Genomic DNA, 8,319 nt, shown 5'->3' with positions numbered 1-8,319 from the left:
TCGGGATCCAGCGCCGAGGTCGGCTCGTCGAACAGCATCACGATCGGGTCCATCGACAGCGCGCGCGCGATCGCCACGCGCTGCTGCTGGCCGCCCGACAGTTGCCCGGGGAACTTGTCCTTGTGCGCGGTGAGGCCCACGCGCTCGAGCATCTTCAGCCCGCGCGTGCGCGCCTCGTCCTTGTTGCGGCCGAGCACCTTGATCTGCGCGAGCGTCAGGTTCTCCGTCACCGACAGGTGAGGAAAGAGCTCGAAGTGCTGGAACACCATGCCGACGCGCGAGCGCAGCCTGGGCAGGTTGGTCTTCGGGTCGGCCACGGAAATCCCGTCGACGACGATGTCGCCCTTCTGGAAGGGTTCGAGCGCGTTGACGGTCTTGATCAGCGTGGACTTGCCCGAGCCCGAGGGCCCGCACACCACCACCACCTCGCCCTTCTGCACGCTCGTGCTGCAGTCGGTCAGCACCTGGAAGCTGCCGTACCACTTGCTGACGTCGCGGATCTCGATCATCGCGGCCATGGGATATGTCTCCGGTTGCAGGGTTTCAGCGCACGATGGCGATCTTCTGCTGCAGCCGCCGCACCAGCTGCGACAGCGCGAAGCAGATCAGGAAGTAGGCCACTGCCGCGGCGAGGTAGGCCTCGACCGGGCGGCCGAAGTTCTTGCCGGCGATCTCGAAACCCTTGAGCATGTCGTAGGCGCCGATCGCGTAGACGAGCGAGGTGTCCTGGAACAGGATGATGGTCTGCGTTAGCAGCACCGGCAGCATGTTGCGGAAGGCCTGCGGCAGGATCACGTAGCGCATGTTCTGCCCGTAGGTGAGCCCCATCGCCTGCCCGGCGTGCACCTGCCCGCGCGGGATCGACTGGATGCCGGCGCGCATGATCTCCGAGTAGTAGGCGGCCTCGAAGAGGGTGAAGGTGATCATCGCCGACATCTCGGCGCCGATCGGGCGCCCGAGCACGAAGGGCACGAGCAGGAAGAACCACAGGATCACCATCACCAGCGGGATCGAGCGCATGCCGTTGACGTAGATCGTCGCCGGCACCGCCAGCAGCTTCACCCCCGACAGCCGCATCAGCGCGAGCACGGTGCCGAGCAGGATGCCGCCGATCATCGCGATCAGCGTCAGCTGCACGCTGAACGCGAGCCCCTTGAGCACGAAGCCCTGGATCAGCTCCCAGTTGTAGAAGGACCAGTCGAGACCCGTCATTTGCCGCCTCCGACGAAGCCGGGAACACGCACGCGCGCCTCGATGAAGGCCATCACGCGATTCACCGCGAAGGCCGAGACCATGTAGAGCGAGGTCACGCCGAGATAGACCTCGATGCCCCGCGAGGTCTCCTCCTGCGCCTGCATCGCGAAGAGGGTCAGCTCCGAGATCGACACCGCGAAGGCGACCGAGGAGTTCTTGATGATGTTCATCGACTCGCTGGTCAGCGGCGGCACGATGATGCGGAAGGCCATCGGCAGGATCACGTGGCGGTAGGTCTGCGGCAGCGTCAGCCCCATCGCCAGGCCCGCCATCGTCTGCCCGCGCGGCAGGCTCTGGATGCCCGCCCTCACCTGCTCCGCGACGCGCGCCGAGGTGAAGAAGCCGAGCGCGAACACCACCAGCACGAAGGTCGAGAGCCCGCGCAGCACCGGAAAGAGCGCCGGCAGCACGTGGTACCACAGGAAGATCTGCACCAGCAGCGGGATGTTGCGGAACAGCTCCACCCAGGCGGTGGCGAGCAGCCCCAGGCCGCGGTTCGGCACGGTGCGCAGCGTGCCGATCAGCGCCCCGGCGACGAGCGCGATCACCCAGGCGCTGGCTGCCACCGACAGCGTCCAGCCCCAGGCGGACAGCATCCAGTCGAGGTAGGTCTCGCCCCCCCCGGTGTCGAGCAGGAAGACCTGCCAGTCCCATTCGTAGTTCATCGCTGCCTCCACGGCCCGTGTGCGCCTCCCCCGCCTAGCGAGTTCGGTGCCACGGCCCCACGCTCACGCGGTGCCGGCCGCCCCCTGCCGGCGGCCGCACGAAAAAAAACCCACCGGCCGGGCGTCGGCGGGTGGGTTCGGCCCAGGAGTGCGCTCAGGGCTTGGCGTAGCTCTCGGCCGGGTTGTCGTTCGGGTTGGCGATCGCGGCCTTCAGCGCGCCGCTCATCGGCAGGTTGTAGCTGATGTTGCGCGGCGGCGTCGGGGACGTGAACCACTTGGCGTAGAGCTTCTCGAGCTCGCCGCTCTTCATCATGCCGCGGACCGAGTCGTCCACTGCCTTCTTGAAGGCCGGGTCGTCCTTGCGGAACATCACCGCGATCGGCTCGACCGAGATCGCCTCGCCGACGATCTTGAAGTCGGAGGGGTTCTTCGAGTTCGCGATGTTGCCGGCCAGGATGTTGTCGTCCATCACGAAGGCGTCGGCACGGCCCGATTCGAGGATCAGGAAGGAGTCGGCGTGGTCCTTGCCGTAGACCTCCTTGAAGTCGATGCCCTGGGCGCGCTGGTGCTTGCGCAGGTGCTGCACCGAGGTGGTGCCGGTGGTGGTCACCACGGTCTTGCCGTTGAGCTGGCTGATCGAGTTGATGCCCGACTTCGCCGGGACGGCCATGCGCACCTCGGTGACGTAGGTGGTCGGGCCGAACGACACCTGCTGCTGGCGGGCGCTGTTGTTGGTGGTGGAGCCGCACTCGAGATCGACGGTGCCGTTCTGCACCAGCGGGATGCGGTTCTGCGAGGTCACCGGCGTGTACTCGATCGTCGGCTTGGTGCCGAGCTGCTTGGCGACGTCGGCGACGATGCGCTCGCACAGCTCGACGTGGTAGCCGACGTACTTGCCGCCGCCCAGCGTGTAAGCCAGCGGTGCCGAGGACTCCCGCACGCCCATCACCACCTTGCCGCTGTCCTTGATCTTCTTGAGCGTGTCAGCTTGCGCGACGCCGGCGGCCACCAGGGCTGCCAGGAGGACGAGGGACTTCTTCATGCCGGACTCCTTCGACGAAGTGAAAAACAGTGAAATCCCATTCTATGAAGGAGCCGGCCGATTGAAGTTCCTTTTTTATGCCGTGCCCGTCTCCGGCGGGGCCTGCAGCACCACCGGCTGCGTGAGCTTCTCGGGCACCAGCAGCGCCTGCATCGCCTCGCGCGTCATGATGCCGAGCGACTCGGCCACCTCGGCGATCGGCGCACCGGTGGCCAGTGCCGTCTTGGCGATCAGCGCCGCGCGCTCGTAGCCGATCAGCGGATTGAGCGCCGTCACCAGCGTCACCGACTCGGCCACGCGCTTCTCGAGCAGCGGCAGGTTGGCTTCGATCCCCTCGACGCAGTGCTCGCGCAGCGTGATGCAGGCCTGCGTCAGGTGGCGCACGCTCTTGTGGATGGACCAGCCCATGATCGGCTCGAAGGCGTTGAGCTGCAGCTGCCCGCTCTCGGAAGCCATCGTGATCGTCACGTCGTTGCCGACCACCTCGAAGGCGACCTGGTTGACCACCTCCGGGATCACCGGGTTGACCTTGCCCGGCATGATCGAGGAGCCCGCCTGGCGCGCCGGCAGCCGGATGTCGCCGAAGCCGGCCTGCGGCCCCGAGGACAGCAGCCGCAGGTCGTTGCAGGTCTTCGAGAGCTTGACCGCGACGCGCTTGAGCACGCCCGACAGCTGCACGAAGGCGCCGGTGTCCTGCGTGGCCTCCACGAGGTTCTCGGACTTGACCACCGGCACGCCGCTGACCTCGGCGAGGATCGGGATCACGATCTCGGCGTAGCCGTGCGGCGCGTTGATGCCGGTACCGATCGCCGTCGCGCCGAGATTGATCTCCTGGATCAGCGCGCGCGCCTCGCGCAGCCGCTGCTCGTCCTCCTTGAGCATCACCGCGAAGGCCGAGAACTCCTGGCCGAGCGTCATCGGCACCGCGTCCTGCAGCTGCGTGCGGCCGATCTTCAGGATGGGCGCGAACTCCTCGGACTTGCGCTCGAAGGCGACGCGCAGCTGCGTCATCGCGTCGAGCAGCCGCTCGATGCCGAACCAGGCCGCCAGCCGCAGCGCGGTCGGGTAGACGTCGTTGGTGCTCTGCGAGGCGTTGACGTGGTCGTTGGGATGCAGCACGTCGTAGCGCCCGTGCTCGAAGCCGAGGTGCTCGAGCGCACGGTTGGCGAGCACCTCGTTGGCGTTCATGTTGGTCGAGGTGCCGGCGCCGCCCTGGATCACGTCGACGACGAACTGCTCGTGCAGCTCGCCCGCGATCAGCTCGTCGCAGGCGAGGATGATCGCGCCGGCGCGCTTGCGGTCGAGCACGCCGAGGTCGGCATTGGCCTTGGCCGCCGCCTTCTTCACCATCGCCATCGCCCGGATCAGGTCGGGCCACTGCGCCAGCGTCTGGCCCGAGATCGGGAAGTTCTCCACCGCGCGCGCGGTGTGCACCCCCCAGTAGGCGGCGAGCGGGATCTCCTTCTCGCCGAGGAAGTCGTGTTCGCGTCGAACAGCCGTGGTCTTCATGATGCTCCCCTGATGCAACAGCAGGCAGGAACACTGTAGAAGATACAAGCGATCAGGGCCAATTCCGTTTGCCTGAGACATCATGCAAGGAATGCATAACTTCTCCCCAGGGCGGGGGGCCGTTCAGCGCGCCGACTGGCGCAGGTAGTCCCACAGCGCCTGCGCGCGGGGCTTGACGTGCTTGGCGACCTCGGGGCGCTCGCGGTAGATGCGCACCTCCATCGTCAGCTCGTAGGCGTCCTCGGCGGCGGCGCGCGCGAGGCGCCGGGCGCGCAGCTCCTTCTTCACCGAGCTCGCCGGCAGGAAGGCCACGCCGTGGCCCTCGAGCGCCATCGCCTTCAGGCCCTCGGCCATGTCGGTCTCGTAGAGCGTGTCGAGCAGCAGCGGCGCCGGCGAGCGCTTGACGATCTGGTCGACGAGGCGCGCGATATAGGCGCCCGACGCGTAGCTGAGGAAGGGCACCGGCTCGGCGCCGCGCCCGGGCAGTCGGAACAGCGGCTCCCCGTCGCTGCCGGCCTTCGAGTACGGCGCGATCGTCTCGTGGCCGAGGCTGAGCATCTCGTAGCGCTCCTGGTTGAGCTGCAGCGGCTGCGAGGCATGGTGGTAGGCGATCAGCAGGTCGCAGCTGCCCTCGACGAGGCGCAGCACCGCGTCGTGCACGTTCAGCGCGATCAGCCGGCTCTTGACGGTGCCGAAGCCGCGGCGCAATCCCATCACCCAGTGCGGGAAGAAGGCGAAGGCGAGCGCATGCGGCACCGCGAACTCGAGCATGTCCTGCGCCGCCTTGCGGTGGCTGCGCGCCATGTTGCGGGTGGTCTGCAGCGCCCCCAGGATCTCCAGCGCCTGCGCGAGGAAGGTCTCGCCCGCCGGGGTCAGCCGCGTCGGGTAGGAGGAGCGGTCGACCAGGTCGGTGCCGACCCAGGCCTCGAGCGCCTGGATGCGCCGCGAGAAGGCCGGCTGCGTGACATGGCGCAGCTGCGCCGAGCGCGAGAAGCTGCGCGTCTCGGCCAGGCTGACGAAATCTTCGAGCCACTTGGTTTCCACGCCGCGCAGTGTAGCGACCCCCGGCGGGGGCGTCGCAGGCCCCTCGTTCCCGGGGACCGGGGGCGCGCCGGTGAGGCTGCGCAAGGCCGGCGAGCCCGCATCCGCGACACTGGTCGGCGTTGCCGCGGCGCTCCCCGGGGACGCAGCGCGGCGGGAAGGCGAGGACGCATGGACGACACGAGAAGGGAGACGGCGCTGACCCAGCTGGCGCGGCATCCGATGGACGCCGCGCGGCGCCGGCAATGGCTGGCGCTGGCCGGGCTCGCCGGCGCGCCCGCCGATCCGCAAGGGCTGCTGCCGCGCGCGGGAGCGGCGCTCGCCGCCGGACTGCTCGGGCTCGGCCTGATCCTGTGGGTCGCGGCGAACTGGGCGACGCTCGGGCGGACCGGACAGTTCGCGCTGCTGCAGGGCGCGGTGGTGCTGCCGGCGGCGGCGGCCGCGCTCGCCCGGGCGCGGGCGCGCGCGGCGCTGCTGCTCGTCGCGCTGCTCGCGCAGGGCGGGCTGCTCGCCTGCTTCAGCCAGACCTACCAGACCGGCGCCGATCCCTGGCAGCTGTTCGCGCTGTGGTCGCTGCTCGCGCTGCCGCTGGCGCTCGCCGCGCGCAGCGAGCTGCTGTGGACGCCGTGGGCGCTGGTCGCGATCACCGCGGTCGCGCTGTGGGTCGGCACGCACACCGGCTGGCGCTGGCGCGCGGACGGCGCGGCGCTCGGCTTCACGCTGGCCGGCTGGGCGCTGTGCGCGGCGATCGCGGTCGCGCTCGGGCCGCTGCCGCCGCTGCGCCGGCGCCTGGGCACCGGTCCGTGGTCGCAGCGCGTCGCGGCGCTGCTCGGGCTCGCGCTGCTGGTGTCGGGCAGCCTGCCGGCCCTGTTCGCGACGCGCGTGGCGCCCGCCTACCCGCTCGCCGTCGCGCTGGCCGCCGCCGCGCTGCTGCTGCTGTGGCGCGCCCGCCGCCCGGACGTGTTCCTGCTGAGCGCGGTGGCGCTCGCGCTCGACACGCTGCTGATCGCCGGGCTGGTGCGCGCCATCTTCTCGTTCAGGCCGCCCGAATGGACCGGCTCGCTGCTGCTGATCGGCCTCGCGGCGGCCGGGCTGGTCGCCGCCACCGCGTCGGTGGTGCTGCGCGCGGCGCGGCGCCCGGACGCGGCCGGGAGCGCGGCATGAGCCGGGCGGACGGGCCCTCCCTCCTCGAGCAGGCCGTGCGGCAGGGGCTGCTGCCGGAAGGCGCGGCGGCCCCCGCGCCGCCCGGCCACCCCTGGCCGGTGGTGCTGCTGAGCTTCGCCGGCGCGCTGATGGCGGCGCTGCCGCTGGCCGGCTTCGTGTTCCTGCTGTTCGGCGAGGCGCTGATGCGCGGCGGCACGGCGCTCGGGGTCGGCGCGCTGCTGCTGGCGGGCGCCGCGCTGCTGCTGCACCGCGCGCGGGCCCTGTTCGTCGAGCACCTCGCGCTCGTGCTGCTGCTGCTCGGGCTGGGGCTGGCGGCCTGGGGGCTGGCGCAGTGGCTGCCGCAGCGCCCGGGCCTGCTCTTCGCCTGCACGCTCGCGATCGCCGTCGCGCTGGCACTGCCGCCCGCGTGGGTGCGCACGCTGCTGGGGGCCTGCGCCGCGCTGCTCGCGCACCAGGGACTGGACCCCGGCTCTACAGCGGGCAGCGGCGGCCGGATCGCCGAGGCGGCGCTGCTGCTCGCGTGGGCGGCCGGGGTCGGCCTGCAGCAGGCCGTGCTGCTCGGGCCGGACGCGCGGCATCCCGGACTCCAGCGGCGGCGCCTGCGCGCCGCAGCCCGGCTCGACGCGGTGCTGGCCGGCTGGCTGCTCGCCACGCTCGCGGCGATCGCCCTCGGGAGCGGCCACGCAATGCTGGTCGGCGCCAGCCTGCCGGCACCCGGGCTGCGGCCGGCCGGACCCGGCAGCGCCGACGCGATCGTCGCGCTCGTGCTGCTGACGGGCACGCTCGCCGCGCTGCTGCCGCGCTGGCCGCTGCTGCGCGCGCCGGCCGCCGTGCTGCTCGTCGCGGTCGTCGCGGCGCTCGGGCTGTTCATGCCGGGGCTCGCGCTGGCGGCGGCGGCCGGACTGCTGGCGGCCCGCACGCACCGGCCCGGGCAGGCCGCCTGCGCCGCACTCGCGGGCGCCTGGGTGATCGGCAGCTTCTATTACTCGCTGGACTGGCCGCTGGCGGTCAAGGCGCTGCTGCTCGCGGCGGCGGGCGCGCTGCTCGGCGCCGTGCTGTGGCTGCTGCGCGAGCGCGGGCCGGCACGGCCGCGTGCGCCGGCGCCGCGCGTAGCGGGCCGCCGGACGGCCGCGGTGGTTCTGGGCGTGCTCGCGACGCTGCTCGTCGTCAACGTCGGCATCCTGCAGAAGGAGACGCTGATCGCCGAGGGACGGCCGGTCTGGATCGAGCTCGCGCCGGCGGACCCGCGCTCGCTGATGCAGGGCGACTACATGGCGCTGGCCTACCGGCTGGAGCCGGCGCTCGCGCAGGCGCTGCAGCAGCTGCCGCCGACGGCGCGGCCGCGTGCGGTGGCACGCGTCGACGCGCGCGGCGTCGCGCGGCTGGAGCGGCTCGCGCAGCCGGGCGAGGCGCCCGCGGCCGGCGAGCTGCTCGTCGCGCTCAAGCCCGGTCGCGGGGGCTGGGTGGTGGCCGCCGACGCATGGTTCTTCGCCGAGGGCGAGGCGGCGCGCTTCGAGCCGGCGCGCTACGGCGAATTCCGCCTCGGCGCCGACGGCGAGGCGCTGCTGGTCGGCCTGGCCGACGCCGGTCTGCGCCGGCTTGGCAGCCCGGCGCGCTGAGAGGTGGCGGGGCGCGATCGGCGCC

At 71.5% G+C, this 8,319-nt stretch carries 8 protein-coding genes; 2 read left to right on the top strand and 6 right to left on the bottom strand.

The genetic code is table 11. The features are described 5' to 3' along the window. From D3A59_RS00620 to D3A59_RS00595, 6 genes are all read right to left on the bottom strand, one after another. Positions 1–509, bottom strand: a 509-nt coding sequence (locus tag D3A59_RS00620; RefSeq protein WP_240635873.1) for an amino acid ABC transporter ATP-binding protein, incomplete at its 3' end; no start/stop codon positions are given. A 34-nt stretch (positions 510–543) separates the two neighbouring features. Continuing rightward, positions 544–1,212, bottom strand: coding sequence for an amino acid ABC transporter permease (locus tag D3A59_RS00615; RefSeq protein WP_119152991.1), 669 nt, complete (start codon positions 1,210–1,212; stop codon positions 544–546). Continuing rightward, on the bottom strand, positions 1,209–1,919 hold the full coding sequence (locus tag D3A59_RS00610; protein ID WP_119152990.1) for an amino acid ABC transporter permease: 711 nt from the start codon (positions 1,917–1,919) through the stop codon (positions 1,209–1,211). Before D3A59_RS00610 ends, D3A59_RS00615 begins: the two co-directional genes overlap by 4 nt. A gap of 154 nt (positions 1,920–2,073) precedes the next feature. Continuing rightward, a complete protein-coding gene (locus tag D3A59_RS00605) occupies positions 2,074–2,961 on the bottom strand; it encodes an amino acid ABC transporter substrate-binding protein (protein ID WP_119152989.1) in 888 nt (295 codons plus the stop codon). A gap of 75 nt (positions 2,962–3,036) precedes the next feature. After that, positions 3,037–4,470: an aspartate ammonia-lyase gene (locus D3A59_RS00600; RefSeq protein WP_119152988.1), complete on the bottom strand. Its 1,434-nt coding sequence runs from the start codon at positions 4,468–4,470 to the stop codon at positions 3,037–3,039. A gap of 123 nt (positions 4,471–4,593) precedes the next feature. Next, positions 4,594–5,514: a LysR family transcriptional regulator gene (locus D3A59_RS00595; protein WP_119152987.1), complete on the bottom strand. Its 921-nt coding sequence runs from the start codon at positions 5,512–5,514 to the stop codon at positions 4,594–4,596. Between the two features lie 168 nt (positions 5,515–5,682). On the opposite strand from D3A59_RS00595, the gene D3A59_RS00590 reads away from it, so the two are divergent. Both D3A59_RS00590 and D3A59_RS00585 read left to right on the top strand, forming a co-directional pair. After that, the gene (locus D3A59_RS00590) at positions 5,683–6,675 is read left to right on the top strand and encodes a DUF2157 domain-containing protein (RefSeq protein WP_119152986.1); all 993 of its coding nucleotides are present in this window, start codon (positions 5,683–5,685) and stop codon (positions 6,673–6,675) included. Beyond that, positions 6,672–8,294 (top strand): GDYXXLXY domain-containing protein, encoded by a 1,623-nt coding sequence (locus D3A59_RS00585; RefSeq protein WP_170162260.1) that lies wholly within the window; start codon positions 6,672–6,674, stop codon positions 8,292–8,294. The genes D3A59_RS00590 and D3A59_RS00585 overlap by 4 nt, the downstream gene beginning before the upstream one ends. Positions 8,295–8,319 lie beyond the last annotated feature (25 nt).

Origin of the sequence: Caldimonas tepidiphila, from assembly GCF_003569765.1 — a bacterium.
Lineage (GTDB): Bacteria > Pseudomonadota > Gammaproteobacteria > Burkholderiales > Burkholderiaceae_C > Caldimonas > Caldimonas tepidiphila.
The sequence above is the reverse complement of the archived record's forward strand: the minus strand, read 5'-3'. Positions and strand labels throughout refer to the sequence as shown.

Bases quoted from the DNA above. Each gene is read 5' to 3' on its own strand.
- D3A59_RS00600 (WP_119152988.1), bottom strand. From the start codon at position 4,470: ATGAAGACCACGGCTGTTCGACGCGAACACGACTTCCTCGGCGAGAAG.
- D3A59_RS00610 (WP_119152990.1), bottom strand. From the start codon at position 1,919: ATGAACTACGAATGGGACTGGCAGGTCTTCCTGCTCGACACCGGGGGG.
- D3A59_RS00605 (WP_119152989.1), bottom strand. From the start codon at position 2,961: ATGAAGAAGTCCCTCGTCCTCCTGGCAGCCCTGGTGGCCGCCGGCGTC.
- D3A59_RS00590 (WP_119152986.1), top strand. From the start codon at position 5,683: ATGGACGACACGAGAAGGGAGACGGCGCTGACCCAGCTGGCGCGGCAT.
- D3A59_RS00615 (WP_119152991.1), bottom strand. From the start codon at position 1,212: ATGACGGGTCTCGACTGGTCCTTCTACAACTGGGAGCTGATCCAGGGC.
- D3A59_RS00585 (WP_170162260.1), top strand. From the start codon at position 6,672: ATGAGCCGGGCGGACGGGCCCTCCCTCCTCGAGCAGGCCGTGCGGCAG.